Origin of the sequence: Brevibacillus gelatini (assembly GCF_003710935.1) — a bacterium.
Classification (GTDB): domain Bacteria; phylum Bacillota; class Bacilli; order Brevibacillales; family Brevibacillaceae; genus Brevibacillus; species Brevibacillus gelatini.
Genome location: NZ_RHHS01000033.1, coordinates 24,394 through 51,205, shown reverse-complemented (window position 1 = coordinate 51,205; position 26,812 = coordinate 24,394). Strand labels below are relative to the sequence as shown.

The following is a 26,812-nucleotide window of genomic DNA, read 5'->3' as shown; positions in this document are numbered from 1 at the left end:
CTTGAACACTTCTTAAACTTCACGTTGCCGCATCGCTTCGATCAGCTTGTCCGCGGTGCGCGCGGCCAGGGCCATCACGGTATTGGTCGGGTTGCTGCCGCTCGATGTCACGAACGTGGAAGCGCCCGCGATGAAAAGATTGGGGATGTCGTGCGACTGCCCGAATTCATTCACAACCGATTGTCCGGGGTCGTTGCCCATTCGGCAGCCGCCCATCAAATGCGCGGTATCGGAAACGACGTGCTCCGGCTTGCCGCCCATGGCTTCCATAATCCGCTTCATTTGCCCGATGGCATGCTGGTAGAGCTTGCGATCGTTTTCCTGATAACTGAAAGTGACCTTGGCCACCGGCATTCCGTACTCGTCTTTTTCCTCGCTGAGCGTCACAGCATTGTCCGGGTGAGGAAGCACCTCTCCGACGAGCGTGATTCGCGCGTACATGTTGTAGTCGAGCATCGTTTCCCGCAGTTGTTTTCCCCATAAAAAGGTCTGGTCTTCCCGCTCTGTTGCGATGGCCCCCGCCATGGAAACAGGTCTTGACCCGTGTGCGCTCAAGGTGTACCCTCTGGCAAAGCCGCGTTCCCGGTCTGTCTCATAAAAATGCTGGGTCAGGGCAAGCACAGGCGTCCCTTTGTACAGGCGCACTTCTTCCGGGAAGCGGCCGTAGACGTCATGGCTGGAATGCGGCATGATCGCCTTGCCTACCCAGCCGCTGGAGTTGGCCAGCCCATCGGGAAACCGCGAAGTCGCGGAATTCAGGAGCAGCCGAGGTGTCTCCACGACAAAGCCGGCAAGGATGACGACCCGCGCCATTTGCCGATGCATGAGCCCATTGTGCGAGAACAAGACGCCGCTTACCCGGTCGCCCGCCATGAGAATTTCCGTGACCATACAGTCTGACAGCACCTCGGCCCCTTCCGCGATGGCCTTCGGGATATGGTGAATCAGGCCGCTGTACTTGGCATTGGGCATGCATCCCTGGTTGCAAAAGCCACGGTTGATACAGGGCGGCCGTCCATCGAACGGAGCGGACAAAATCGCCAGCGGAGCAACTACGCTCTCGATTCCCAGCTTTTCGCAGCCTTCCCGGAACAACTGGGCATTTGCGCTGATCGGCTCGCGGACCGGGTAAGGGTACGGTCCGTGAAAAGCGCCCCACGGGAAGTAACTGGGGCCGGAAACGGCAATTTCCCGCTCGATCTTGTCGTAGTACGGAGCCAAATCCTGATAGGTGATCGGCCAGTCTTCTCCTACACCGTCTATCGTTTTGGTCATGAAGTCACTCTCGTGGAAGCGCAAAAATACCCCGGTAAAATGCACCGTTCCACCGCCGACTCCCCGGCCGGAGTTGTTGTGGCCAAGACGCAGAGGGTCTTTTCCCGCCACCAGTCTGGTCTCCTGCCAGGCCAGACGCTGCATCTCCAGCTCGTCACTGGCAAAGTCTCGCTGCGGGTCCCAAAAAGGCCCTGCCTCCAGCACGACGACGCGCAAGCCCGCTTTTGCCAGCTCGTACGCCAGCACACCTCCTGCCGCGCCTGCACCGACGATGCACACATCGGCTCCGTCTGCGTATTTCCTGTTTGCCATCTGCTGCGTGCCGCGTTCCTGACCAGCGCCTGCACGCTGTGCCTGTTCTTTATTCGACATTTGCCCTCGCCTCCCATGGGTCCGTCAGTCCTTTTTCTACGCGCACATAACCGCGCGGGTAAGCAGGCCCGCCGTAGCCAATATCTGACCAAACAATCGGATGGGAATAATACGCCTGCACGGTGTCATGCAGCAGCTTTTTGAAAAAATCAACGGGAGCGACCTGGCTCCATGCCTCTGCATCTGTAACGTTGCCAGTGGAAATTTGCCTCAGAACCTCCTGCTGCTGTTCGGCAGTAAGCGCCGCAAATTCCGTCTTGTACAGAGCGTGGCTCTCCGCTTCCACGCCTGCCAGTCCCAGACGGTACAGCTCTTTTTTTGGCGGAACCCCAACCTTGCGCTGTGACTCCCCGATCGTGCTCGCCAGCGAGTCATCCAGGTGGGCAACAACAAAGGTCAGCACCTCCAGCCGATGGTCGTCGACGAGGACGCTCACGATTGCCTGCAGCAGCAACGCTTCCGCCTGCTGCAAATAACGGTGGGCAATTTGCGGCATTTTTCTGGCACCGACCACTTGTCTCGTATGGACGTCCCAGTTTTGGTGCTGCTCCCAGACGTCATAGGAAGGGTAACGACTATGCTTGGCCATCTGTGTTCACCCCCAGAAAAGGGCCAGTAGCCCTAAAGCCGCGATGGCAGTAATGAGCAGAGGCAAAATGACAGGTGGGCCGACGAGAAAATTTTGCGATTGTGAAAAGCCACCTACCCGCTGCTTGACTCCGGCGGTATGCAAGTAGGCCCCGTACACGCCGCCACCCATCCCGACGAGCATCATCAAGGCAAACAACCACCGCAGCCACCCTGCATTCACAAACGATAAAACAATAGCCGTAACCGCAAAAACAGGCAGTTCAATGACTGGCACCCACATCGCCCAATGGCGAAAGTTTTGCCTGGAATGAAAAAGGGTGACTTGCACGGCAATCAGGATGAACGCCAGTCCCGTAAACAAAATGAGCACACGCTCTATCGGCCAGCCCTGCCACATGGAAACATCCTCCTTTTTACATACGTTGCGCCTATTTTTCCCCTCGCCGCTACCGTCCTATTCCACAAAAAAAGAAAAAGCCTGCTGATCGCATCTGTTGCAGCATCAGCAAGCTTTTTTGTCACTCCTCTTTTCACCAAACCAGCGCCAGGTACAACCCGAGCAAAGCGATCAACAAGGTCGGTATCGTCAGCACAATCCCTGTCCGGAAATATTGTCCCCACGTAATTTTGACATCTTTTCGGCCCAGTACGTGCAGCCAGAGCAACGTGGCAAGCGAGCCAATCGGCGTAATTTTCGGCCCCAGATCGCTTCCGATGACATTGCCATAGATCATCGCTTCGCGCAGGACCCCTTCCGCCTGTGTACTGCCAATCGCCAACGCATTGAACATCACCGTAGGCAGGTTGTTCATTACCGAAGACAACACAGCCGCAATCAATCCCGTCCCGAGCGTTGTCGCGAGTAGACCGTACTCCATCAGCGTATCGAGCGCCGCTTTTACGAGATCGGTGAGTCTGGCATTGTGCAAGCCCCAGACCACCACGTACATCCCGATGGAAAAAATGACGACGACCCACGGAGCCTCCTTCAAGATTCTGCCCATGGCAATCACCTTGCTTTTTCGGGCAGCAAGACAGAAGATAAGAGCAGCAGCAGCAATGATGAACGACACCGGAACATGGATGGACTCGCTGGCAAAAAAGCCGAGCAGCAGGACAGCGAGGATGGGCCATGCCAGGCGGAACAGTCTTGCATCGCGGATCGCTTCACCGGGTTGTTTCAGGTGGGACAAGTCTACCTGACGCGGAATGCTTTTGCGATAATAAAGAAATAAGACCAACAGGCTCCCCGCTACGGAAAACAAGGTAGGCAAAACCATCCGCATTGCGTACTCGGCAAAGCCGATGTCAAAATAGTCGGCAGATACGATATTGACGAGGTTGCTTACGACAAACGGCAACGAACTGGTATCCGCGATAAAGCCGCTTGCCATGACAAACGCCACGACCATGCCCGCTTCCAGCTTGAGTGCCCGCACCTGTGCGAGTACAATCGGAGTCAAAATTAGCGCTGTTCCGTCATTGGTAAACAGAGCCGACACCAATGTCCCGAGCAAGATGACGTAGGTGAACATCAGCCGCCCGTTTCCTTTTGCCAAACGGGCCATGTGCAAGGCAGCCCATTCAAAAAAGCCGATCTCATCGAGAATGAGTGAAATGATGATAATCCCGACCAGCGCAAATGTGGCGTTCCAAACTATCAACGTCACCTCGGCCACATCGTCTAGCGATACCACGCCTGTCAGCAATGCCAGAATTGCACCGCCTACCGCCGGATAGCCAATCGACAAGCCTCTGGGCTGCCAGATGACCAAGGTCAGTGTTACGATAAAAATCAATAATGAAATCCAGACCACCGAGTATGTCTCCCCTCCACGTAAAAAAGAGCGAACCCGCAAGCAGGCCGCTCCTCTACCTTACTACAAACTGCTATTATCCGAAACGTCCAGTAATGTAGTCTTCTGTCCGTTTGTCGCGGGGATTTTGAAAAATCGTCGGCGTCTGGTCAAACTCGACAAGCTCTCCGTTTAGGAAAAACGCTGTTTTGTCGGAGATGCGCGCCGCCTGCTGCATGTTGTGCGTAACGATGACAATCGTGTATGTGTCCTTCAACTCTTCCAGCAGTTCCTCAATTTTGGCTGTGGAGATCGGGTCGAGAGCGGATGTTGGTTCATCCATCAAGATCACCTGCGGCTGGACCGCGAGCGCCCGGGCGATACAGAGCCGTTGCTGCTGCCCGCCGGACAACCCGGTCGCAGGCTTTTTCAAAACGTCCTTGACCTCGTCCCACAAGGCTGCGGCCTTGAGACTTTTCTCCACGATCTCGTCGAGCTGGTGGCGGTCCGTCATGCCGTGCAGGCGCGGTCCGTACGTGACATTGTCGTAGATGCTTTTCGGAAACGGATTCGGGTGCTGAAACACCATTCCGATATGTTTGCGCAACCGTTCGACTTCCACGCCGGAACCGTAAATGTCTTCATCAAATACCTTGACCACACCTGTAATTTTCGTGTTCGGCACCGAATCGTTCATCCGGTTCAGCGTTCGCAAAAACGTGGACTTCCCACAGCCGGACGGTCCGATCAGCGCGGTAATGGAATTCGCGTCAACATCGAGATTTATATTGTAGAGAGCTTGTTTGTTCCCGTAGAAGAGATTTAACTCCCTCACCGAAATAACACTCATGCTTCCTTCGCCCCTTCGCGGTTGTAGCATCTGTTCTCGCAACCACTATAGCGTGCGAATGTTATACTTTGATGTGAACTATATTAATTTTCCTTAAAGTTTTAACGCCAGGTAAAGATATGGTAAAGCTTTCTGGTAAACCATATACGCTCCCCATAGTCCCTTCTACAATAAAGCTGAACGTTTTGTCGAATAAGGGGAGAGCATGCAATGCCGAGAAAAATACACCGTTCCATCTTCACCAGATTGTTTTTCGGGATTCTCACCATGGTCGTCAGCATGATGGCCATCGCCGCTTTTTTTATCAGCTATCAATCCGAGAGTACGCTCAACGAAAAGACAAAGCAGCAGCTCCACGATGCTTCGAGTGCCGCCTTGCAGGAAGTGAACAGCCGCGTCCAGTCCATTATCACCGCCTTGTCTTCCTATGCTTCCACATACAAAAACAGCAAGGTCACAAACAGTCAAAGCTTCGGCATTTTTAGCGACATGGTGAACAACAACCCAACCATTTCCGAAATACAAGTCGCGACGGCAGACGGGCGCTATTTGACCTTCCCCGGCTCGCCGCTGGACAGCTCCTACGATCCGCGAACAGCCGACTGGTACAAGGGCGCCTGGGACAAGCCAAACGCCTTCGTCTCAGATGTCTTTCAGTTTTCTGCCACGGAGTTTCCGAAGATCGCCGTCTCCATGGCTTTACGCAACGAAGAGGAAGAGCCTGTCGGCGTCGTCGTGGCCTTCGTCTCTGTGCCGAAGCTTAGTGAATCAATCGGTCAAATCAAGCTGGGTCAAACCGGATATGCCATGATTGTCGACCAGCAAGGAAAGCTGCTCGCTCACCCGGATAAAGCCTACGCCCTGCAGCGTCCGCTCCTGACCGAACTGCCTGTGGTCGCCAATGTCATTGCGGGTCAATCAGGCTTTGAATCATTTCGGATTAACGGCATGGACGCCTTTGCCGCCTACAAATTCGACCCTGCGCTCAAATGGGGCCTGATCGTCGTGCAATCTGTATCCGAGGTCAAACAGGAGGTGCGCCGCCTGCAGTTGACGATACTTGTTGTCTCCCTCGGTGGATTAGGCTCGCTGGCATTGCTGCTCTACTTGTACGTCCGCAAGATTATCAAGCCCGTCAAAGAGGTGCAGCAAAAAATGACGGCATTCAGCGAAGGCGATCTGTTTCAGACGATGCACGTCCAGACGAGAGACGAAATCCGCCAGCTCGCCGACAGCTTCAATCGGATGAGCGGGCAAATCCGCACCATCATCGGGAAAATCCAGCACGTAATCGCCGACGTCAAGCAGGTGGCCGAGCATGTGGGGAAAGGCTCACGCCACTCTCACGCCATGCAGACAGAGGTCGTCTCCGTCACCGAGCGGCTGGCGCAGGAAATGGACAACCAGCAAGGGCAGATCGACGACATCCACGTCACAATAGCAGGCATTACAGAAGAAATGTCCCGGATTACGCAGTCCATGGAAACAGCCATCCTGCAAAACGAAAAGTCGCGGGAGCAGAGCGTCAAAACCGCTACCTCCATTGATCTGCTAAAGGATAACATGCAGAATATCTCGGCAGACATGAAAGCCTCCCTCCAGGCGATGAGCTCGATGCGCGAGAGCATGGACGACATTCGGGAGATTGTCGGCTGGATCTCTTCCATCTCCCAGCGCACCCGGCTATTATCGTTCAACGCCCGCATCGAGGCATCGCGAGCCGGTCAGGCCGGACTCGGCTTCGGCGTCGTCGCAGACGAAATCCGCCTGCTGTCCGAACAAACCGAAGAAGCGACCGCCCGCATCCAGCAGGTCATCGCCTCGGGGGAAAACCGGATGGAGCATGTGGCAGCATGTCTGGAAACGACCGATCACGCAACCATCAACGGCATTTCGACGCTGCATCAGGCAACGGATACTTTTCAACAAACCTTCGCCATCAGCGAAGCGCTCACCGCGCAGTTTGAAACGATCAGACAGTTGGCCGAATCGATTGCGCATCAAAGCCAGACCATCTCTATCCGCGTGGACAGCCTGACCGACTCCGCCCAGGAAGTCGTCTCGGGCACACAGCAAGCCGTCGCCGCCACCCAGGAAAGCCTCTCCCTCTCGGAGCAGTTCCTGCAAGATTCCGAGCGGCTGGCAGGTATCGTGGAAGATTTGGAGCAGGAAATTCGCTTTTTCCGGGTAGTAGAGAAGCCTTCTGTGTAGAAGAAAGGGCAGGATGCCCAAAAAAGGTGAGCATGAATACTTGAACGCATATGGTGTTTCCATTAAGGTTCAGTTTGTGAGAATTTTGCATACTTTTGAACTCAATGACGACGAACTCACTGATGGAACTGAAATCTATGCAAGATTTATCCACGCTCGTAACGAGAATACAGCCATGGATATTATTAAACGCTATTACCCAGAAGCTGAGTATATGGATTAGGTGAAGCCTTGTTAAAAGTCAAAAAGCCTTCCTTGCGCGGTGAACGCAACGGAAGGCTTTTACATGTGCAGTTCAACCAAAACGCCCACTAATATACGCTTCGGTCTTGTCATTTTCCGGCGAGGTGAAAATTTTCCCTGTCTCGTCCATCTCAATCAGCTCCCCGAGCAAAAAGAACGCCGTTTTGTCCGAGATGCGGGCAGCCTGATGCAAGTTGTGTGTCACGATCACGATGGTATACTCTTCCTTCAATTGCATGACCAGTTCTTCAATCTTCATCGTCGAAATCGGGTCGAGCGCGGAAGCCGGTTCGTCCAGCAGCAAAATCGTCGGCTGCATGGCGATAGCCCGTGCAATGCACAGCCGCTGCTGCTGCCCGCCTGACAAGGAGAGCGCCGAATCGCGCAGACGGTCTTTCACTTCGTCCCACAGCGCCGCTTTGCGCAAGCTTGTCTCCACCAGCTCATCCAGCTCGCGGCGGTCCGTCATTCCGTGAAAGCGCGGAGCGAAGGCGATATTTTCATAGATGGATTTAAAAAACGGATTGGCGCGTTGAAACACCATTCCGACGATTTGCCGCAAGCTCTCGATGTTGACCTGCTCGCTATTGATGTCGATACCGTCGACGACGATGGAGCCTGTGACGCGGCAAGAAGGCACGAGATCGTTCATCCGGTTCAGGCTGCGCAACAGCGTTGATTTTCCACAGCCGGACGGCCCGATAAAGGCCGTGACCGAGTTTCGTTCAATGTCCATCGAAATATTTTTTACCGCTTGCTTTTCCCCGTAGTATACCGAGACATTGTTCGTCTTAATAATCGTATCTTGCATGGTGAGTACGGACATGGCGATCACCTCTCCTTAGTTGGAACCTGACGTCATCTTTTTGTACACCCACGTCCCGAACCAGCGGGCCGAGACATTAAAGAGCAGCACGGCAATAATCAGCACGGCGGCAGCGCCATCCGCCACGTCGCGCGCGTCTGGCACAAGCCCCTCACTGTTCACTTTCCAGATATGCACGGCCAGCGTCTCGGCCGGGCGGAACGGATTCAGCGGCGAAGTCGGGCTATTCAGTGAGAAATCCGCAAAGTTCAGGTTTGGTGAAGACATCCCTGCGGTAAACAGCAAGGCAGCCGCTTCCCCGAAGACACGGCCGGATGCGAGAATCGCCCCGGTAATGATCCCAGGCAAGGCCGCCGGAAGGATGACGGAGACAATTGTCCGCCACTTGGTGATGCCAAGCGCCAGACTCGCTTCTTTTTGGCTGCGCGGCACGTTGCGCAGCGCATCCTCTGTCACACGCACGAGCAGCGGCAGGTTGAAGACGGTCAGCGCAAGAGCGCCGGAGAACAGCGTGTAGCCCCAGCCTGTCATGTTGACGAAGACGAGCAAGCCAAACAAGCCAACGACGATGGACGGCAAGGAAGACAGCACTTCTATACTCATGCGAATAAACTGTGTAAACTTGTTATCCGGCGCGTATTCCGCCATATAAATGCCTGCTCCGATGCCAATCGGCAAGGCGATCAGCATGGTCAAAACCAGCAAATAAATCGAGTTGAACAACTGCGGACCAATCCCGCCCCCTGCGTTGACGATGTCGGGCGGCGAGGTCAAAAAGTCGAGATTCAGCTTGTGCCAGCCTTGCGTCAAAATGAAGCCAAGCAAGCCAATGAGCGTACCGACAATCAAAACGGCAATCAACGTCAAAACAATCGTAGCAACGCGATCCATCAGTCTCGCTCTCATCTACTTCACCAGCCTCTTTCTGCCCAAAAAGCGCAAGATCATAATAAAGACGAACGACATCAGAAGCAGCAGAAGCGCCATGGACCAGAGCGCATTGTTGTACGGTGTTCCCTGAATGGTGTTCCCCATGTTCAGCGTGATGCCGCTTGTCAATGTACTGATCGGATCCAACAGACTGCCCGGAAGCTTCGTCGTGTTCCCGATGACCATCTGCACAGCGAGCGCTTCGCCAAAGGCGCGGGCCATCCCCAATACGACCGCGGTCAGGCAGCCTGGAAGCGCAGAATGCAGCACCACATTCCAGATCGTCTGCCAGCGTGTGGCGCCCAAAGCGAGAGATGCGTTGCGCAAGTCTTGCGGTACTGCCTCAATAGCATCTGTCGCCACGCTGGTGATCGTCGGCAAAATCATCAAGGCAAGCACCAGTCCCCCTGCCAAAAGACTGAAGCCAAGAACGTCAAACTGTTCGCGAATAAAAGGAACCAAAAGCGTCAGACCTACATATCCGTACACTACCGATGGAATGCCAACCAAAAGCTCGATCACCGGCTTCAACACTTTTTTGCCGAAGCCGGGGAAGATTTCCGTCATGAAAATCGCCGCCCCGATCCCGAGCGGTGCCGCGATCACCGCAGCCAAAGCCGTTACCAAAAACGATCCGAGAATGAATGGGAACACACCGTAGAGTGCGGGCTCGCCCTCCGGGTCCCATTTCACCTGTGTTAAAAATTCGCTGATACTGACGCCGTCGACAAAAAAGGTGGACAACCCTTTGGAAGCGATGAAGTACGTTATCGACAAAACAACGATAACCAGCAAGGCCGCACAGAGCATGGCAATCGTTCGCCCCGTCATGTTCTCTGTAAATTGCCGTTTGTTATATGTCAGCATTTTTCGCGCAATCAGCGATTGGCGATTTGTCCCGACCCCTTCAATCCGATGGTTCATGTTCTCCCTCCTAGAAAGAAAACGGCTTTCGCGCAAGCAAAATGAGGGGTAAGGCCCCCCCACCCCTCTATTTTGCTGTTGACCCGTGCGTATCTTATTTTTGTGTTACTTTCCCTTCAGCGTCGCGCTCTACTTTCATGTCTGTGATCGGCAAGAAGCCCAGATCGGTAACGGTCTTCTTTTGCACTTCTTCCGACAGGACGAAATCCAGGAAAGCTTTTGCGCTGCCAGTAGGCTCGCCTTTTGTGTACATGTGCTCATATGCCCACACTGGGTATTTGTTCGTTGCGATGTTTTCTGCGTTTGCTTCCACGCCATCCAGTTTCAATGCTTTTACGGAGTCATTGAAGTAGGACAGAGCCAGATAGCCGATTGCGCCCGGTGTCTCGGCAATGATTTTGCGGACAGTACCGGAAGAATCTTCTGTGATGCCTTCTGCTTCTTCTTTTCCGTCCAGTGCGAATTTGCTGAATGTTGCACGCGTACCGGAAGATTTCGGGCGGTTCACCAGCGTGATTTTCATGTCATCGCCGCCAACTTCTTTCCAGTTGGTGATTTTTCCAGTGAAGATGTCGATCAGTTGCTGTTTGGTCAGGTTGTCTACTTTTACTTGCGGACTAACGGCTGCTGCCATTCCGACAACGGCTACTTTATGGTCAACCAGCTCGTTTGCCGGAATGCCTTTTTTCTCTTCTGCAAAAATATCAGAGTTGCCGATTGTTGCTGCGCCGCTTGCTACCTGGCTCAGCCCTGTTCCGCTTCCTCCGCCTTGTACCTGGATTTGTACACCTTGATTTTTCGCCATAAAGTCTTTGGCCGCTTGCTCGACCAGAGGCTGCAAAGCGGTAGAACCAACTGCTGTGATCGGTTCACCGGATGTTGTTGTCGAACCAGAGTTGCTTTCCGGAGCTGGAGTAGCTGATTGTTGCTGCGCCGGTTGTTGCGCTGTTTGTTGGGATGGAGCCGCACTGTTGCTGCCGCATCCGGCGAGCAGTGCTCCTGCAAATGTCAGCGCCATAAACAGTTTGCCGAGTTTTTTCATTGGATGAAAATCCTCCTTAACAGGTTCGGTTTGTTTTTGTTTCTTACAAGTACAAACTATACAGACCGAATGTTGTTGGATTGTTTTGCGATTGTTAAGCTTTTTTAAAGATGGGGTCAATTCTGGATGAAATGAAAGCGGGCTGTTAACAGCAAAGAAGATGCCGCGGCTGCCTCTCCAAAAAGAAAAAAGTTGGGCGGGAAAAGCAATGTTTTTCCGCCCAACTTTTTCTTTTGGGAGTCATTCTCTTCGCTGCCATTACCGCATCGGCAATCACTGTTTTGGTAGGCAAAAAAGCCGCTGCTACACTCCGAATGGAGGATGAAACTGCGTATCCGTAGAGCGTTGGTGCAGACTGTAGAATAAAAGAACTGGTTTTCCTTCGCCAGTTATACTTTGTACCCCAGTTTCAGTTGGCCATTTTACTTGTCTGGAATGGCCTCAATCATCTCGTCAATCACACGAGTCACATGATGGGCCGGGATATACAGTTTCATTTTATCGGCTAAAGCAAGACAACGTAAAGTTTCGTCAATCCCGATAGCAAATCTCTCTCTTTGGAGTTCATAAATCGCTTTCTGATAGCGAAAACGGAAATGTCGGCTAGCACTTAATCCGTTAAGGTCATCTTCCCTGTAGCTGGTATATTCTGAAAAACGCTCTAATACCTCATCAATACAAAATCCGTATTTGTTTGCACATTCCATGATCGTTACTAATGCAGGAAATATTTCTTCTGGATAATCAGCAAGGAAGTTTATACACTCAGGTAAAATTTCGTAATTGCCCAACAGCATATCAAGGGTATATGAATTAATTTTTGCCCAAACTCGAAACTTTTCTACCTCTTGTTTTCCCGTCTCATCAAGAAACTCAAACCATCCTAAATCAGCATAACCTTGTATATACTTCTTAGCCTCTTCATACAGCCGTTGTTTTTTCAACGCTGCCGCCTTGAGAAGAAATCCTTGCCCATAGTACACAACTAAATGACGTTCCGTTTTGGGTAAATCATTAGCTTTAGAGCTTGTCCGTCTACGCAATTCGTTTTCGTAGACGATCGTGGCTAAATTCCGTAACTCATCAGCATATTTCTCGACATCTTTCCACCTGCACATCATGAAACATACGTTTGCTAACTGTAACAGCGCATCCAGTTGGACATTCTCGGGAAGTCGTTTCCAATACGAATCAAAACGAATAACAGCCTTCCAGTTTTCTTCAGTATTTGTTCCTTGCACCGCCCGAAATAATCGGTATTGACTCATCACAAATTGGTCGGAATAACTATCTTTCTCGTTATCAATGACCAACTCATAAAAAAGCACCGACTCCTTCTGTTTGCCGCTCTGAAATAACTGTTCTGCCACAGAAAAGAGAATCGAAGTGTTTTTGGGATTCTCTAGCAGGTTAGAAACAATCGCTTTAATACAATCCTCCCGCCCGATCTCTGCACACCGAACCAAATACGGTACTAATCGCGGACGTGAAATTTTCCCTTCGGATAAACACTCTTCCGGATACAATTCATACAGCCATCCAGGAGCATGTCCAAAAGCCTTGGCCATCGCATCCAACTGGTTCACTGTAATGGCACGCGACGGATTGTTATTTAGCATCTCACTCAAATGTCCCGTGCCAATACCGCTCAATTCACTGAGTTTGCTAAGTGTATACCCGTTCTCCTTCAAGCTTTTTTGAATCTCAGACCGCAACGACCGCTGCATGGTCTCTTGTAGCTCCATGAAACTCCCCCTTTCCTTAAAATAATCCTATCTATATTTTACAATTTTTTATATATATAGTAAATCTTTTCCTCAATCTTGTATTAACAACGCGGACATGCTGGACGTAATCTGAGACTCCCAACCGAGGGCTTATTTGCGTACATGGAGAAAACTATGGTTTTTGCATCATTTTCATCTGAATTTGCAAGAGGTATGTATCCAACTGCTGACTGAGCGACACAACCTCATCGTGCAAAAAATCACCCTTTTCCAAAAACAGTCGAACCAGCTGCTCACGCAAGTGTTCTACAGTTTTGAGTAGATCGTCTGTTTCCTGAAAATCTCCCCCTTCCTGCTCTAAAGATTGCGTGATACATTTATTGATAGGAGTGGAAACTTTTCCTCCTATGGACGTTCCTTTGACCTGGCGAGGGGCTGAAACGTCCTGCTCACACCTTATCGCTCCTATGAATAACGCCCCCTTTTTTTTACAAATAAGGACAATATTCACTATACAGCAATCCCCTAAAAAACCGCCCTTAGAAAAATGGGGAAAACAAAAAAAGTTGGGCAGGAAAACAATGTTTCCCGTCCAACTTTTTTGTTTTTTGCTGGAAAGTAGCGAGGCGGATACCCGCCCCCCTTTCGTGAATCGTGAGGCAAAGCTATTCGTTGTCCCGCGTCAATGGCTCCGAAACATCAACATGCCCCATCAACGATTCGGCTTTTTTGCCGTCCTCCAGAATGACGATTTGCTTTACCTCCGGGAACTGGAAGAAGGTTTTCTTCAACGCATCCAGCGCCATCCCTTCGCCGCTTGAACCCAGGTTGTACTGGTTTTTGCTGTCCGCATCAATCGTCAGCGTGCCATCCGCAAATGTGACGTCATGATAGTGGAAGTCTTTCCAAAGCGGAAAATGAGCTTCTGCTTTTGTCGGCTTCTCCAGAAGCGAGAGGGTTTTCTTGTACTTTTCGATGTCCTCTGCAAAAGTGATTTCCTGTTCCTCTGCTTGCAGCTCCATCAGGTCACTATCGGAGTAGTAAACGGTAACGACCTGTTTGTTCAGTGTCGGCTCTGCTGTCGATGGGTCAGTGTTTGCGCCAGATGGTTGTTCAACAGGTGCCGTAGGCTGCGGTGCGGGAGCCGTATTTTGTCCGCAACCGGCCATTAGCAGCACAGCCAGAGCAGCCACCCAGATCATCCGACTTTTTTTCATCGTGAAAGCCTCCCTTACTGATAAGACTGATAGTATTCACGGATCGCCGCAACGAGGGCTTTCGCGATTTTGTCCTGGAATGCAGGTGAAGTCAGCAGCGCATTTTCTTGCGGATTGGACAGGAAGCCTGTCTCTGTCAAAACAGCAGGCATTGTGGTGTTCTTGATAACGTAAAAACCGCTCACCTTGACTCCCCGATCCGGGAACTGCGTTGCCCCTTGCAAATGCTTGTGTACAATTTGCGCGAATGTCTTGCTGTTTGCATGATAATAGAAGGTTTCCGTACCGCCTGTGGTCGGTTTCGGGAAGGCGTTGGCGTGAATGGACAAAAACAGGTCCGCTTCCAGCTCATTTGCGATCGCCACACGCTCGGACAGTTCGTAGAACACATCTGTCGTGCGCACAGGCACTACTTGAAACTCCGGATATTGCTTCAGCAAAGCGACTACCTTGTTGGCGACGGCCAGATTGTAGTCTTTTTCGTGGTTGCCCGCCACTCCCAACGTACCAGGGTCTTTTCCGCCATGACCTGCGTCGATTACAATGAGGTATCCTGTTTTCTTCGGCTTTGGCGTCAGCTTTACTTCAATGCCGTCTTTGGTATATGCCAGATTATACTCGCTCTTCTGATTCAACTCAATCACGACGCGCACAGTCTCTGGCGAAGCACTGTACTGGCTGTACCGCAGGTTGGCGATCAGCGGCTCTTCTTTTGGCTCGCTGGCTGCTGCCTGCTGCTCGTCCAGGAAGTCGGTTTCTTCCGCATCCCGCTCATCGTCCTCATCCTCAGCGGAAGCAGCTTGCTTGCGATCCTCTGACACTTCGCTTCTGCCGTTTTCTTCTTTTGCTTTCAACTCTTCCACCAGATTGTCTGCCAATGCAGTTTGCGGGAGGTCCAGCACGATACGATGGGGTCCGGTGAGCACAAAAGAATTTGCCTGCACAGGCAGCTTCATATTAATCTGTACGCGATCCCCATCCTGTGTAACCCCTGTCAGCCGATTGAGTCTTTCGATTTCAACCAGATTCTTTTTCTTGTTCCAGACAATGGAACCACCAAGCTCGTCCTCTACCTGCTCGATGGGAAGAACAAGCTCGCTGTCGATGGTCATGCCGCGTTCCGGGCGATTCCAGACAAATCCTTTTTGCCCGACCTGCTCAGCGACCGCATCAGCAGACACATACATGGTGTCCGACACGTGATACAGCTTGATCGCTTTTTCAGGCGCACGACCGTTCAACGTAACTTGCGGCGTTTCGTTTGCAATGACAGTGCGGGAGCTGTTGTCCCACCCTACCGTAATCCCGAGCGATTCCCCGACAAACCGCAGAGGGAGCAGCATACGCTGCTGGGCGATAACAGGCGGCGTATCCAGCTTGACCTGCTTGCCGTTCAGCGTCGCTGTGCGCGAGTCCAATGTGAGGGAAAGCTGCGTCGTTCCTCGTGTAATCACCGCTGTCCGCTTCGCTTCGTTCCAGGCGACATCCGCGCCCAGACCTTCTGCGATGACACGCACGGGAACCAGTGTCCGCCCGCTCTTGATTACTGGTGGCACATCCGGGGTAACTGCTTGTCCACCGATCATCAGGTTGACGGCTTCCTCAGTTGCACTACTTGCCGCAGCCGCCCAACCGGGGATAAGCAGCAGGACCAGCAGCGCCAGAAGCAGAGGGTAAAATCGTCTTTTCATCCTGACCTCCTCCGTGATGTCTGTTCTGTTCTGTGATGTGGTGTAAGCCCAAGCGCAACGTTCACCATTCTATTAGACGCTTCATGATCTGTAAAGTTTATAGTCTTTTCGTACCAAAAAGACAAAAGACTGCCCCTTTTGACAAAGAGGCAGTACATGCAAGCGAAAAAGCTGTCGATTACCGGAACAACCCGCGCCGTTCTCTTCGGCTTACTTCTTCTACAGGCCCTTTCAGCATGTTCAAGCCTCCGTTGGAGATGAACTGCTGAATCATGGACAGGACGGCCGGATTGGACAGCACTTTGATGGAATCGGCCACCTTCGGATTTTTCAGTTGCGGGATCGCCCCGCTCAGATGCGGCAACAGCGGCAGCAAATCTTCGAGCGAAATCGCAGGCTTTGGTTTCTCCTGGACGGGCTGCACATGAATCGGACGCCGACGCGCTCCAAACAGAATGCTGCGCCGCGGTTGCTGACTGGAAGCGGCCTTCAGCCTTCCGAGCGTATCCTTCATGTCCTGCAAATCTTGCTTCATCTGGTTCATCTCGCGCATCATCTGGGCATTGCTCTCATTGTGCGCATCCGCCAGTTTGTGCATCGTCTCCAGCAGTTGTCCCTGAGCGTTAGCCTGCTTCTTTCTCTTTCTGGTCCTGGCAGCGATAATCCCACCTCCCTCCTGGTAAGCCCCCCTTTACTTGAAGCGCTTTTTCAGGCTGTCGATGTCTTTTGCGCTGACACCCTTTTTGGAAAGCTTGTTCAGCAGGCTACCGACATTTTCAGTCCTGGACATATGCCGAAACTTCTCCACATATCCGTTCAGTTCCTTATCCGTGAAGTTTTTGCCGACTTTTTTGCCCAAATCGCGGATGACTTCCTTCAAGCCTGCATCCGTCTTCAGCTTATCCTTGGGAATGGACCTTACCATATTGAGCAGTTTGCCAATATCCACAGCGTTCCCCCCTGGTTGCAGTTTGTTCCTTTTTACTCTATGTAGCCGGGAGCACAATGGATTGGTCATTTGTCCATGCCGGAGAAAAAAAGAAGAAGGGCAGCGCATCCCTTCTTCTTTGAATCATTTCCTCATATAAGATTACGGCTTGATTTCGATGTATTTGAAGTCCAGCATGCCAAGTCCGTCCAAAATCACACCGTCAACTTTCTCGTTTTGCAGCCAACTCTGGGCATAGTAGTAAATCGGCATAATCGGCATTTCGTCCATTAAAATTTGCTCCGCCTGGGCCAGAAGCGCTTTCCGTTTTTCCGGGTCCTGCTCCAATGCAGATTGATTCAAGAGCTCTTTGTATTTGGGATGTTCCCAGCCCGTGTCGTTGTTTCCGCCGTTTTTGTCCTTGAACATTTCCAAAAAGTTGAACGGATCGTTAAAGTCGCCGAGCCAACCCATACGCGAAATCTGGTATTTCCCTTGGTGTACGTCTTCCAGAAATGCTCTCCACTCTTTGTTCTCCAGCTTCACGTCTACTCCGAGCTTTTTCTTCCACTGGTCCCTGATTTCTTCCGCAATCACTTTATGAGCAATCCCCGTGTTATAGGTGATCGTGATTGGAGGCAGTTTTGCGATTCCCGCTTCCTTCATCCCCTCCTGGAGCAGCTTTTTGGCCGCTTCTGTGTCATTGTCTGTAAAGTAGCCGCCGGAGCTAACAGCCATGGTCGGCGGCACAAAACCTGTTGCGGGAAGGTTGTTAGCCGTCATGGCTTCCACCAAAGCTTGACGATCCAGGGCATAGGCAAAAGCTTTACGGATTTTGGCATTGTGAAAAGGCGCTTGCTCTGTGTTGAAGCGATAGAAGTAAGTGCCCGCGATGGGATGCGTATGAAACAGAGCTGGCGACTCCGAGGCAAGCTCGAAATCCATCGGGACGTCAGAGAAAGGGGCGCCTGCCCAATCCAGATCACCGTTGCGAAACATCTCCAGCTCTATATACCCGTCATCAATCATGGAAAATTCAATCTTGTCCAATTTTACATGCTGTTTGTCCCAGTAGTTCTGGTTTTTCGTCAGAACGAGCTGCTGCTTGGGCTTCCAAGTCTCGATTTGAAAAGGACCGTTCCCTACTATTGTCTTGGGATTGCTCGCCCATTCCTTGTCGGCTTCCACGACTTTTTTGTTAAGCGGATAATAGGTGTGAAAAGCTGTCAACTCCGTGAAAAACGGGGTCGGGTTGGTCAGCTCCACAACCAATGTTTTTGCGTCGACGGCTTTGACACCAACGTCACTCGCTGTCCCGGTCCCCTTGTTGTACGCTTCCGCTCCTTTTATATAGTAGAGCTGGTAGGCGTAACCCGATGCTGTCTTGGGGCTTAGCGCACGTTTCCAGGCGTATTCGAAATCATGGGCGGTTACCGGATCGCCATTGCTCCATTTGGCAGGGCGAATTTTGAATGTATAGGTCTTGCCGTCAGCCGAAACCGTATAACTTTCCGCCGCTGCTGCATGTATTTTTCCGTCTTTGTCCAAACGGGTCAATCCTTCGAAAATTGCCCTGCTGATGGTAGCGGACGTCGTGTCTTCGGCAATGCCCGGGTCTACGGTTAAGAGATGGAAAGACAGGTTCATCCTTAATACTTTTGCTTTTGGCTCCGCCGCCTGCCCGACCTCCGCATATCCTGCCAGACTCCCGCCGAGAAGCAGCATGGCAAAAGCAGCTGCAAAAACATTCTTCTTCACGATCAAGCACCTCTTTTTTATATACACTTCTAGCATCAGTATACAAGAAAAAGTCAGTTTTGGCTTATTTTGCTTTTCGCTCGAACCAAAAAGAAGAGAAGCGTCAAGAACGCCTCTCTTCCTTAAATCGGCTGCATTTCTTCTATTATTGCTTGATGTCAGCGAATTTGTAGTCAACAGCACCCAGACCGTCGATGATTACGCCGTCAACCTTGTCGTTTTTCACCCAGGATTGCGTGTAGTAGTAGATTGGCATGATTGGCATTTCATCCATCAGGATTTGCTCAGCTTCAGCCAGGATCGCTTTACGTTTGTCCGGATCTGTTTCCAGAGCGGATTGGTTCAGCAGCTCTTTGTACTTCGGATTTTCCCAGCGAGTGTCGTTGTTTCCGCCGTCTTTATCCTTGAACATTTCCAGGAAGTTGATTGGATCGTTGAAGTCACCCAGCCAACCAGCGCGAGCTACCTGGTATTTACCTTGGTGTACGTCATCCAGGTATACTTTCCACTCTTTGTTTTCCAGCTTCACGTCTACGCCGAGGTTTTTCTTCCATTGGTCTTGAATTGCCTCTGCGATCTTTTTGTGAGCTTCGGAAGTGTTGTAGGACAGAGTCAAAGTTGGCAGCTTGCTGATGCCAGCTTCTTTCATACCTTCTTCCAGCATTTTCTTCGCGGTTTCGATGTCGTTGTCCTTGAAGTAGCCATCTGCTTTCACAGACATGCTTGGTGGTACATAACCAGTTGCCGGCAACTGACCAGCCTGCAGGATGTTGTCGATCAGGCTTTGACGGTCGATCGCGTAAGCAAACGCTTTACGGATTTTCACGTTGTTAAATGGCGCTTTTTCTGTGTTGAAGCGGTAGAAATAAGTACCCGCGATTGGTTGGGTAATCATTTTTCCAGAGTCTTTCAGAGCAGGAATCGCGTCAGTTGGCAATGCGGAAGTTGGAGCACCTGCCCAATCCAGCTCGCCGTTTTCAAACATGGACAGCTCCGTGTTCTCATCTTCTACCATGGAGAACTCGATTTTGTCCAGTTTTACGTTGTCTTTATCCCAGTAGTTTTCGTTTTTCACGACAACCAGCTTGCTCTTGTGTTCCCAGGTTTCCATTTTGAACGGACCGTTACCCACGATGGTTTTCGCGTCACTAGCCCACTTGTCGTTGGCTTCCACTGTTTTTTGGTGAACAGGGAAGTAGGTTCTGAACGCTACCAGCTCCAGGAAGAACGGAGTCGGGTTTTCCAGTTCCACTTCCAGAGTCTTGTCGTCGAGCGCTCTTACACCAACGTCTTCTACTTTACCAGTACCTTTGTTGTATGCTTCCGCACCCTTCACATAGTACAGTTGGTACGCGTAGTTGGAAGCTGTTTTCGGATTGAGCGCGCGCTTCCAGGCGAATTCGAAATCTTTCGCGGTTACAGGATCGCCGTTGCTCCATTTTGCATCGCGAATTTTGAATGTATATTTTTTACCGTCTTCCGATACGGTATAGCTTTCTGCTGCTGCTTCTTGCACTTTGTTGTCTTTGCCTACACGAGTCAGACCTTCGAAGGTAGCAAGGATGATAGTACCGGAAGTAGTGTCTTCCGCGATACCTGGGTCTGCTGTTGGGGGCTCGGAGTGCAGGTTCAATTTCAACACTTTCGGTCCCGCTGCTGGTGCAGAGGTTTCCGTATTATTGCCTGCTGTATTGTTATCTGCTGGCGCTGCCTGGTTGCCGCCGCATCCTGCGAGTGCCGCACCAAGAACGAGGATGGAACTCATTGCTACAAAAACATTCTTTTTCATACAAGTAATCCCCCTTTTCTAAATCTTTTATCAATATACACGATTGTATATTATTATTAAATATGTTTTAGAATGATTTAATAAAATTTTATTTATTTATAAAAATAGTTAATGTTTTATAAAGAATTATGGGCGAACGAAACTCTGCTCGTCTGCCCCTTTATTTTCCGCAAAAAAAGGAAGGGCTATCCGCCCTTCCCGCATTTTTTCTGTCGATTGTTTTTTCTTATTTGATGTCCGCCCATTTCCAGTCTACGAAGCCGAGACCGTCGAGAACAACGCCTTGTACTTTGTCGCTCTTCACATAGGAATGGGTGTAGAAGTAGATTGGCGCCGCTGGCATTTCGTCCATGAACAGAGCTTCTGCTTCTGCCAGAATCTGTTTGCGTTTTTCCGGATCTTTTTCAACCAAAGATTGGTTCAGCAGCTGTTGATACTTCGGATTTTCCCAGTTGGTATCGTTGTTGCTGCCTTTTTTCAGCCTGAACAGATCCAGGAACGTGTATGGATCGTTGTAGTCGCCAGTCCAGCTGGAGCGAGCGATCTGGAATTTGCCTTGGTGCAGGTCGTCCAGGAATACTTTCCACTCTTTGTTTTCAAGCTTCACTTCTACGCCGAGCGCTTTTTTCCATTGGTCCTGGATTGCTTCGGCAATTTTCTTGTGCGCTTCGGAAGTATTATAGGAAAGAGTCACAGTTGGCAGCTTGGTGATGCCTTCCTCCTTCATCCCTTCCTCCAGCAGCTTTTTCGCAGTTTCCACATCGCCGTCCTTGAAGTACGGGCCAGTTGCTACTGCCATGGTTGGAGGCACCAGACCCATTGCCGGCTCCTGGTTCGCTTGTGTCACGTTGTCGATGATTGTTTTCCGGTCAATCGCATAAGCGAACGCTTTGCGAATTTTCGCGTTGTTGAATGGCGGCTGCTCGGTGTTGAATTTGTACAGGTACGTACCAGCAATTGCACGGGTTTGCATTTTGCCGGCCTCTTTCAACGCCGGAATCGCATCTGTCGGGAGTGCGCTGATCGGAGCACCTGCCCAATCCAGATCGCCATTGTCAAACATGGACAGCTCGGTGTTTTCATCCTCTACCATGGAGAAGTCGATCTTGTCCAGTTTTACAACGTCTTTATCCCAGTAGTTCTCGTTTTTCACGAGAACGAGCTTGCTCTTGTGCTCCCAGGTCTCGATCTTGAACGGGCCGTTTCCTACGTGGGTTTTGGCGTCACCCGCCCAGTTTTGTGTGGATTCGACTACCTTTTGGTTCACTGGGAAGTAGGTGTAGAAAGCCGTCAGCTCCAGGAAGAATGGAGTCGGGTTTTTCAAGGTAACAACCAGTGTTTTGTCATCGGTTGCTTTGACACCTACATCTTCTGCTTTCGCTTTGCCAAGGTTGTACTCCTCCGCGTTTTTCAGATAGTACAACTGGTAAGCATATGTAGAACCGAGTTTCGGATCGAGCACTCGCTTCCACGCGAATTCAAAGTCTTTCGCCGTTACCGGGTCGCCGTTGCTCCATTTGCTGTCGCGCAAGTGGAATGTATAGGTAAGTCCATCTTCAGAGACCTCAATTTTTTCCGCTACGGATTCATGCGGCTTGCCATCTTCACCGATACGCGTCAGTCCATCAAAAGTCGCACGCATGATCGCACCGGATATGGAATCCTCCGCTAAACCAGGATCAGCCGTTGGCGGCTCAGTCTTCATATTCATGCGCAAAATTTTTGGACCGCTTGTTTGTTCACTTTCAGCAGAATTTCCTTGCTTTCCTGCTTGCTCGCCGCCGCCACATCCAGCCAGCGCTGCACTCAGGACCAGGATGGAGCTCATCGCAGCAAATACGCTTTTTTTCATTCAAATTGACCCCCTTTGATACGTGTAACACTCCTTGGAAGCTGCTTCCATAAATATACTGCATTTTCAACAATATTAAAGGTAATTTAAGCAAGATTAATTTTCTTTTATCCAAAGATCAAATTGTATGAAAGGAAATAAATTGATCGTTTGTCACATGAAGTTTTCCTCGTCCAAGAAAAACTATGCGAATCCTGGAAGCCCAGGCAAAACAAAAGTCCCCTTCCATCGCGAAAAAGCGATGTCACAGGGGACTTGATTTACAATGATAAAGTTTGGATTTTCCGGTGATTCTCTCCAGCAGCGAACTGCCTGTGGGGGTTTTCAGCTGTTACTCGACCATTTCCGCCCACTTCAGATCAATAAAGCCCAGTCCGTCTACTTGCACGCCTTTTACTTTATCGTTTTGTACCCATACATCCACGTCCGTAAACAGTGGAATGACAGGCATGGCATCCATGAAAATTTGCTCAGCTTCTGCAAACAGCTGCTTGCGCTTCTCCGGATCGGTTTCCAGGGCAGACTGCTTCAACAACTCCTTGTAGCGCTCGTTCTCCCAGCCGGTGTCGTTGGTTCCGGTGTTCGCATCGCGGAACATTTCCAGGTAGTTGATCGGATCGTTGAAATCGGCATTCCAGCCCAAACGGCCAATCTCGTAGTTCAGTTCATGCAAGTCTTGCAAATGCACCTTGAATTCTTTATTCATCAGCTTCACGTCGATGCCCAGGTTGCGCTTCCACTGATCCTGCATCGCTTCGGCGATTTTTTTGTGGCGGTCTGTCGTGTTATACGACAAGGTGATGGTCGGAAGCTGGCTCAGCCCCAGTTCCTGCATGCCTTCTGCCAGCAGCTTTTTCGCTGTCTCCACGTCGTTGTCGCGGAAGTAGCCCTCCGGCTTGATCGCCATAGATTGCGGCAGCATTCCCATCGTAGGCACCTGGCCGACCTGTGTGATGTTGTCCACGATGCTTTGTCGATCAATCGCATAAGCAAGTGCCTTGCGAATTTTTTCGTTTTTCAGCACTCCTTTGGTGGTGTTGATTTTGTACCAGTACATGGTCGCCTTTGGATGAACGACGAGTTTTCCGGATTCTTTCAGTGCCGGAATCGCATCGGTTGGCAGGCCGCCAAGCGGTTGCCCCGCCCAGTCGAGCTCGCCGTTTTCAAACATGGACAGCGCTGTATTATCATCCTCAATCATCACAAACTCGATCCGGTCCAGCTTGACTGCGTCTTTGTCCCAATAGTTTTCGTTCTTCTCAAAAACGATCTTGCTCTTGTGCTCCCAGGCTGTCATCTTGAATGGCCCGTTGCCCACGTGAGTTGCTGCCTCATGCGCCCAGTTCGGATTTGCCTCTACGACCTTTTTGTCTACAGGATAATACGTGTAAAATGCGGTCAGTTCCAGGAAGAACGGTGTCGGGTTTTCCAACGTGACTTCCAGTGTTTTGTCATCAAGGGCTTTTACACCCAGCTCCTCAGGTTTCGCCTGGCCTGCGTGTACTTTTTCTGCGTTTTTGATGTAGTAGAGCTGATACGCGTATTCAGCTCCAAACTTTGGATCCAGGACGCGTTTCCAGGCGTATTCAAAGTCGTGCGCCGTCACCGGGTCGCCGTTGCTCCACTTGGAGTCGCGAATGGTAAACGTATATACGCGCTTGTCTTCGGAAATTTTCACATCGGACGCAACCGAGTTCATCGGCTTCGCGTCTTTGTCCAGCCTCGTCAAGCCGTCAAAAGCCGCACGGACGATCGCCCCTGAGGTAGCATCCTTGGCCAGTCCAGGGTCTGCTGTCGAAGGCTCGCTGGTCAGATTCGCCCGGAACACTTGCGGCTTGTTGCTGGCAGTCGCAGGTGCTGCTTCTCCCGCCTGCTGTTTTGCAGGTTCATCCGAAGGCGTGCTTCCTCCACAGCCTGCCAAAATATTTCCTGCGGCCAATGACATGGCGATAAAAAGTTTAACATTTCTCTTCATCGGAATTTCCCCCTGATAAATTTTTTTCTATCGCAACCACAATATACGACAAGAAAAAATGTTTGAAAATGGGGTGTAGTTAGTTTTAATCAAATTTTATGAATATTTAATCTTTAATAAACAAAAATAAACCCAACCAGCCACTCGGGCTCATTGGGTCTATTTGTTGAACCATCCATCACTTTTTTTAGAACGCTGGAACGATGGAACCTTTGTATTCATCCTCGATGAATTTTTTCACTTCAGGAGAGTTCAGTTCTTTCGCCAGCTTTTGGATCGCTTCGGAATCTTTGTTGTCAGGACGAGCTACCAGGTAGTTCGCATATGGAGATTCTTTGTCTTCGATGAACAGAGCGTCTTTCGTTGGCACGAGCTTCGCTTCGAGCGCGTAGTTGGTGTTAATCAGCGCCAGGTCTACTTCTTCCAGAACGCGTGGCAGCATTGCTGCTTCAACCTCTTTGAATTGCAGGTTTTTCTTGTTTTCTACAATGTCTTTTACTGTTCCGCTGATGCCAGCGCCTTCTTTGAGCTTGATAACGCCGTTTTTCTCCAGGAGAGCGAGGGCGCGGCCGCTGTTGGTCGGGTCGTTTGGCAGCGCGATTGTAGCGCCATCCGCCAGTTCGTCAACGGATTTCACCTTTTTGCTGTAAGCGCCAAACGGCTCGATGTGTACAGCCACTACAGGTTGCAGATCCATGTTTTGTCCTTTATTGAAGTCTTCCAGGTAAGGTTTGTGTTGGAAAAAGTTTGCATCCAGTTGTTTTTCGTTGAGCTGTACGTTTGGTTGTACGTAATCGGTGAACTCTTGTACTTCCAGGTTTACGCCTTGTTCTTTCAGTTTTGGTGCAATGTGCTTCAGGATTGCTGCGTGTGGAACCGGAGAAGCGCCTACTTTCAGTGTCACTTCTTGTTGTCCGCCTTGAGCGCCGCCTTCAGCTGGAGCCGGAGCTGTTTCGGATTTGCTTCCGCACGCTGCCAGAGAAAATGCCAATACAGTAGAAAGTACAGATACAACCAGCTTTTTCATAAATGATTTCCCCCTACTTCTTTGATTTTTGTCCTTGCAACTTCTATGGGAAAGACCTTACTTGCGGCTGAAGCGCAATACGAGGCGATCACCCAGCGACTGTAAGATCTGAACCAACACAAGCAAAATGACGACAGTGACAATCATGACATCCGTCTGGAAGCGTTGATAGCCGTAACGGATGGCCAAATCCCCCAGACCGCCGCCACCGATTACCCCGGACATGGCGGTATAGGACACGAGGGCAACGGTTGTGATCGTAATTCCGGCAACCAGTCCCGGACGAGACTCTGGCAACAGGACGTTCCAGATGATTTGCCAATTGGACGCTCCCATTGACTGAGCCGCTTCAATGACCCCGCGATCTACCTCGCGCAGAGAGGTTTCCACCAGCCGCGCAAAGAATGGAGCAGCACCGATCACGAGCGGCGGAATCGATCCGAGTACGCCGAGCGAAGTTCCCACAATCAGCTTCGTAACCGGAATCAGCAAGATCATCAGGATGATGAACGGTACGGAACGCAGCACGTTGACGATGAATGAGGCAACCGTGTAGAATGCCTTGTTTTGCAGCAACTGTCCACGCGAAGTAAGGAATAGGATGATTCCCAGCGGCAAGCCGATCAAAATCGTAAACAGCGTGGAGAAGCCAAGCATCGTCAGTGTATCTAGTGTACCCTCCGCAATCTCCGACCAATCCACATTTTCCATTGTCCAGTCCATCTATATCACCTCTACTTCCAAGCCACGCTGACGCAACGTCTCGATGGTTTTTTCGTTTTGGCGAACATCGCCTTCCAGTTCGACGACCAGTTGGCCGTACGGCGTATCCTTCATGCGAGAAATCGTTCCCTGCAAAATACTGAACACAGTGCCTGTCTCCTGCATCGTCTGGAACAAAATCGGCTGGTACGTCTTTTCGCCCAGGAAAGTGACACGTGCAATCGTGCGGTTCCCCGCTGCTTTTTCGTGCGCAACTGCTTCGCGCAGCTCGGTGGAATCGGCCACTTGCTCGACAAATTCCTGTGTCGTCGGATGCTGCGGCTTGAGAAACACATCCAGCACCTTGCCCGACTCGACGATTTTTCCGCCATCGATCACGCCTACGCGGTCGCAAATCGAGCGGATCACGTGCATCTCGTGCGTAATCAGCACGATGGTCAATCCCAGCTTGCGGTTGATGTCCAAAAGCAGGGCCAGAATCGAGTTGGTCGTCTGCGGATCGAGCGCGGAAGTCGCTTCGTCGCACAGCAGCACTTTCGGATCGTTCGCCAACGCCCGCGCGATGCCGACGCGCTGCTTCTGACCGCCGGACAGTTGCGACGGGTATTTGTCCCGATGCGCTTCCAGCCCTACCAGCTTGAGCAAGTCGTCCACCTTTTTCTGAATCTCCGCCTTGGGACGCTTGGCCAGCTTGAGCGGAAACGCGACATTTTCGCCAACGGTCGCCGAGGACAGCAGGTTAAAATGCTGGAAAATCATCCCGATCTCCCGACGTTTTTCCTGCAGCTTGGCGTCGTCAAGCTTGGTCAAATCCACCCCGTCGACGATGACCTGTCCCGACGTGGGACGTTCCAGCAGGTTGATGCAGCGGATCAGGGTACTTTTCCCTGCGCCGGAATGGCCGATAATCCCGTAAATTTCTCCTTTCTCAATGGAAAGGTCAATTCCGAGCAATGCAGGAATCGTCTTGCCCTGCACCTGATAGCTTTTATGCAAATTTTGTAATTGAATCAACGCATCCACCTCCTGGCAAATCTGTATACATCCCTTGTGAAAAATAGAAAA

At 51.0% G+C, this 26,812-nt stretch carries 24 protein-coding genes; 2 read left to right on the top strand and 22 right to left on the bottom strand.

The window, feature by feature from the left end:
• Positions 1-12 precede the first annotated feature (12 nt).
• The 5 genes from EDM57_RS14460 to pstB (EDM57_RS14440) form a co-directional block, all read right to left on the bottom strand.
• Positions 13-1,587 (bottom strand): GMC family oxidoreductase, encoded by a 1,575-nt coding sequence (locus EDM57_RS14460; RefSeq protein ID WP_122905479.1) that lies wholly within the window; start codon positions 1,585-1,587, stop codon positions 13-15.
• Between the two features lie 49 nt (positions 1,588-1,636).
• Positions 1,637-2,236, bottom strand: a complete 600-nt coding sequence (locus tag EDM57_RS14455; protein ID WP_122905443.1) for a gluconate 2-dehydrogenase subunit 3 family protein — start codon at positions 2,234-2,236, stop codon at positions 1,637-1,639.
• Between the two features lie 6 nt (positions 2,237-2,242).
• The gene (locus EDM57_RS14450; RefSeq protein ID WP_122905442.1) at positions 2,243-2,635 is read right to left on the bottom strand and encodes a hypothetical protein; all 393 of its coding nucleotides are present in this window, start codon (positions 2,633-2,635) and stop codon (positions 2,243-2,245) included.
• A gap of 133 nt (positions 2,636-2,768) precedes the next feature.
• Complete coding sequence (locus EDM57_RS14445) at positions 2,769-4,055, bottom strand: arsenic transporter (RefSeq protein ID WP_122905441.1); 1,287 nt, start codon at positions 4,053-4,055, stop codon at positions 2,769-2,771.
• 76 nt (positions 4,056-4,131) lie between these two features.
• A complete protein-coding gene (gene pstB / locus EDM57_RS14440) occupies positions 4,132-4,884 on the bottom strand; it encodes a phosphate ABC transporter ATP-binding protein PstB (protein ID WP_122905440.1) in 753 nt (250 codons plus the stop codon).
• 210 nt (positions 4,885-5,094) lie between these two features.
• Here pstB (EDM57_RS14440) and EDM57_RS14435 point away from each other — a divergent pair, with 210 nt between their 5' ends.
• A complete protein-coding gene (locus tag EDM57_RS14435) occupies positions 5,095-7,095 on the top strand; it encodes a methyl-accepting chemotaxis protein (protein WP_122905439.1) in 2,001 nt (666 codons plus the stop codon).
• Positions 7,096-7,108: 13 nt separating this feature from the next.
• Positions 7,109-7,318: a hypothetical protein gene (locus EDM57_RS14430; protein ID WP_211338250.1), complete on the top strand. Its 210-nt coding sequence runs from the start codon at positions 7,109-7,111 to the stop codon at positions 7,316-7,318.
• A gap of 72 nt (positions 7,319-7,390) precedes the next feature.
• Here the strand turns inward: EDM57_RS14430 and pstB (EDM57_RS14425) are convergent, their stop codons facing one another.
• The 17 genes from pstB (EDM57_RS14425) to EDM57_RS14345 all read right to left on the bottom strand — a co-directional run bounded on the left by pstB (EDM57_RS14425) (position 7,391) and on the right by EDM57_RS14345 (position 26,761).
• Positions 7,391-8,164 (bottom strand): phosphate ABC transporter ATP-binding protein PstB, encoded by a 774-nt coding sequence (gene pstB, locus EDM57_RS14425; protein ID WP_122905438.1) that lies wholly within the window; start codon positions 8,162-8,164, stop codon positions 7,391-7,393.
• 15 nt (positions 8,165-8,179) lie between these two features.
• The gene (gene pstA, locus EDM57_RS14420) at positions 8,180-9,070 is read right to left on the bottom strand and encodes a phosphate ABC transporter permease PstA (protein WP_122905437.1); all 891 of its coding nucleotides are present in this window, start codon (positions 9,068-9,070) and stop codon (positions 8,180-8,182) included.
• Positions 9,071-10,018 (bottom strand): phosphate ABC transporter permease subunit PstC, encoded by a 948-nt coding sequence (gene pstC / locus EDM57_RS14415; RefSeq protein WP_122905436.1) that lies wholly within the window; start codon positions 10,016-10,018, stop codon positions 9,071-9,073.
• Positions 10,019-10,112: 94 nt separating this feature from the next.
• The gene (locus tag EDM57_RS14410) at positions 10,113-11,060 is read right to left on the bottom strand and encodes a phosphate ABC transporter substrate-binding protein (protein WP_122905435.1); all 948 of its coding nucleotides are present in this window, start codon (positions 11,058-11,060) and stop codon (positions 10,113-10,115) included.
• A gap of 422 nt (positions 11,061-11,482) precedes the next feature.
• Entirely contained in the window at positions 11,483-12,805 is a 1,323-nt protein-coding gene (locus tag EDM57_RS14405; protein ID WP_122905434.1) for a helix-turn-helix domain-containing protein, read from the bottom strand.
• 154 nt (positions 12,806-12,959) lie between these two features.
• Positions 12,960-13,298, bottom strand: a complete 339-nt coding sequence (locus EDM57_RS14400; RefSeq protein WP_246005817.1) for an aspartyl-phosphate phosphatase Spo0E family protein — start codon at positions 13,296-13,298, stop codon at positions 12,960-12,962.
• 154 nt (positions 13,299-13,452) lie between these two features.
• The gene (locus EDM57_RS14395) at positions 13,453-14,004 is read right to left on the bottom strand and encodes a GerMN domain-containing protein (protein WP_122905433.1); all 552 of its coding nucleotides are present in this window, start codon (positions 14,002-14,004) and stop codon (positions 13,453-13,455) included.
• 14 nt (positions 14,005-14,018) lie between these two features.
• Positions 14,019-15,695: an N-acetylmuramoyl-L-alanine amidase gene (locus tag EDM57_RS14390; RefSeq protein WP_122905432.1), complete on the bottom strand. Its 1,677-nt coding sequence runs from the start codon at positions 15,693-15,695 to the stop codon at positions 14,019-14,021.
• A gap of 178 nt (positions 15,696-15,873) precedes the next feature.
• Positions 15,874-16,293 (bottom strand): hypothetical protein, encoded by a 420-nt coding sequence (locus EDM57_RS14385; RefSeq protein WP_122905431.1) that lies wholly within the window; start codon positions 16,291-16,293, stop codon positions 15,874-15,876.
• Positions 16,294-16,386: 93 nt separating this feature from the next.
• Positions 16,387-16,644, bottom strand: coding sequence for a hypothetical protein (locus EDM57_RS14380; protein ID WP_122905430.1), 258 nt, complete (start codon positions 16,642-16,644; stop codon positions 16,387-16,389).
• A gap of 141 nt (positions 16,645-16,785) precedes the next feature.
• Entirely contained in the window at positions 16,786-18,381 is a 1,596-nt protein-coding gene (locus EDM57_RS14375) for a peptide ABC transporter substrate-binding protein (RefSeq protein WP_122905429.1), read from the bottom strand.
• 145 nt (positions 18,382-18,526) lie between these two features.
• Positions 18,527-20,170, bottom strand: coding sequence for a peptide ABC transporter substrate-binding protein (locus tag EDM57_RS14370; protein ID WP_122905428.1), 1,644 nt, complete (start codon positions 20,168-20,170; stop codon positions 18,527-18,529).
• Between the two features lie 226 nt (positions 20,171-20,396).
• Positions 20,397-22,022: a peptide ABC transporter substrate-binding protein gene (locus EDM57_RS14365; RefSeq protein WP_122905427.1), complete on the bottom strand. Its 1,626-nt coding sequence runs from the start codon at positions 22,020-22,022 to the stop codon at positions 20,397-20,399.
• 331 nt (positions 22,023-22,353) lie between these two features.
• On the bottom strand, positions 22,354-23,997 hold the full coding sequence (locus EDM57_RS14360; protein WP_122905426.1) for a peptide ABC transporter substrate-binding protein: 1,644 nt from the start codon (positions 23,995-23,997) through the stop codon (positions 22,354-22,356).
• 187 nt (positions 23,998-24,184) lie between these two features.
• Positions 24,185-25,024 (bottom strand): MetQ/NlpA family ABC transporter substrate-binding protein, encoded by an 840-nt coding sequence (locus EDM57_RS14355; protein WP_122905425.1) that lies wholly within the window; start codon positions 25,022-25,024, stop codon positions 24,185-24,187.
• A gap of 57 nt (positions 25,025-25,081) precedes the next feature.
• Positions 25,082-25,747, bottom strand: coding sequence for a methionine ABC transporter permease (locus EDM57_RS14350; RefSeq protein ID WP_122905424.1), 666 nt, complete (start codon positions 25,745-25,747; stop codon positions 25,082-25,084).
• Entirely contained in the window at positions 25,748-26,761 is a 1,014-nt protein-coding gene (locus EDM57_RS14345) for a methionine ABC transporter ATP-binding protein (RefSeq protein WP_122905423.1), read from the bottom strand.
• Positions 26,762-26,812 lie beyond the last annotated feature (51 nt).